Origin of the sequence: Collinsella sp. AM13-34, from assembly GCF_003473055.1 — a bacterium.
Taxonomy (GTDB): Bacteria; Actinomycetota; Coriobacteriia; order Coriobacteriales; family Coriobacteriaceae; genus Collinsella.
Window position 1 is genome coordinate 1 of sequence record NZ_QRLE01000060.1, and the last position, 1329, is coordinate 1329.

Below are 1329 nucleotides of genomic sequence, written 5' to 3' on the forward strand. Positions count from 1 at the left end.
GAAGCGAGTGGCGAACGGCTGAGTAACACGTGGAGAACCTGCCCCCTCCCCCGGGATAGCCGCCCGAAAGGACGGGTAATACCGGATACCCCGGGGTGCCGCATGGCACCCCGGCTAAAGCCCCGACGGGAGGGGATGGCTCCGCGGCCCATCAGGTAGACGGCGGGGTGACGGCCCACCGTGCCGACAACGGGTAGCCGGGTTGAGAGACCGACCGGCCAGATTGGGACTGAGACACGGCCCAGACTCCTACGGGAGGCAGCAGTGGGGAATCTTGCGCAATGGGGGGAACCCTGACGCAGCGACGCCGCGTGCGGGACGGAGGCCTTCGGGTCGTAAACCGCTTTCAGCAGGGAAGAGTCAAGACTGTACCTGCAGAAGAAGCCCCGGCTAACTACGTGCCAGCAGCCGCGGTAATACGTAGGGGGCGAGCGTTATCCGGATTCATTGGGCGTAAAGCGCGCGTAGGCGGCCCGGCAGGCCGGGGGTCGAAGCGGGGGGCTCAACCCCCCGAAGCCCCCGGAACCTCCGCGGCTTGGGTCCGGTAGGGGAGGGTGGAACACCCGGTGTAGCGGTGGAATGCGCAGATATCGGGTGGAACACCGGTGGCGAAGGCGGCCCTCTGGGCCGAGACCGACGCTGAGGCGCGAAAGCTGGGGGAGCGAACAGGATTAGATACCCTGGTAGTCCCAGCCGTAAACGATGGACGCTAGGTGTGGGGGGACGATCCCCCCGTGCCGCAGCCAACGCATTAAGCGTCCCGCCTGGGGAGTACGGCCGCAAGGCTAAAACTCAAAGGAATTGACGGGGGCCCGCACAAGCAGCGGAGCATGTGGCTTAATTCGAAGCAACGCGAAGAACCTTACCAGGGCTTGACATATGGGTGAAGCGGGGGAGACCCCGTGGCCGAGAGGAGCCCATACAGGTGGTGCATGGCTGTCGTCAGCTCGTGTCGTGAGATGTTGGGTTAAGTCCCGCAACGAGCGCAACCCCCGCCGCGTGTTGCCATCGGGTGATGCCGGGAACCCACGCGGGACCGCCGCCGTCAAGGCGGAGGAGGGCGGGGACGACGTCAAGTCATCATGCCCCTTATGCCCTGGGCTGCACACGTGCTACAATGGCCGGTACAGAGGGATGCCACCCCGCGAGGGGGAGCGGATCCCGGAAAGCCGGCCCCAGTTCGGATTGGGGGCTGCAACCCGCCCCCATGAAGTCGGAGTTGCTAGTAATCGCGGATCAGCATGCCGCGGTGAATGCGTTCCCGGGCCTTGTACACACCGCCCGTCACACCACCCGAGTCGTCTGCACCCGAAGTCGCCGGCCCAACCG

1 rRNA gene is annotated in these 1329 nt (G+C 65.7%); it reads left to right on the plus strand.

The annotated features are described in order from the left end of the window. A 16S ribosomal RNA gene (locus tag DW151_RS10385) occupies positions 1 to 1329 on the plus strand; the annotation flags it as partial.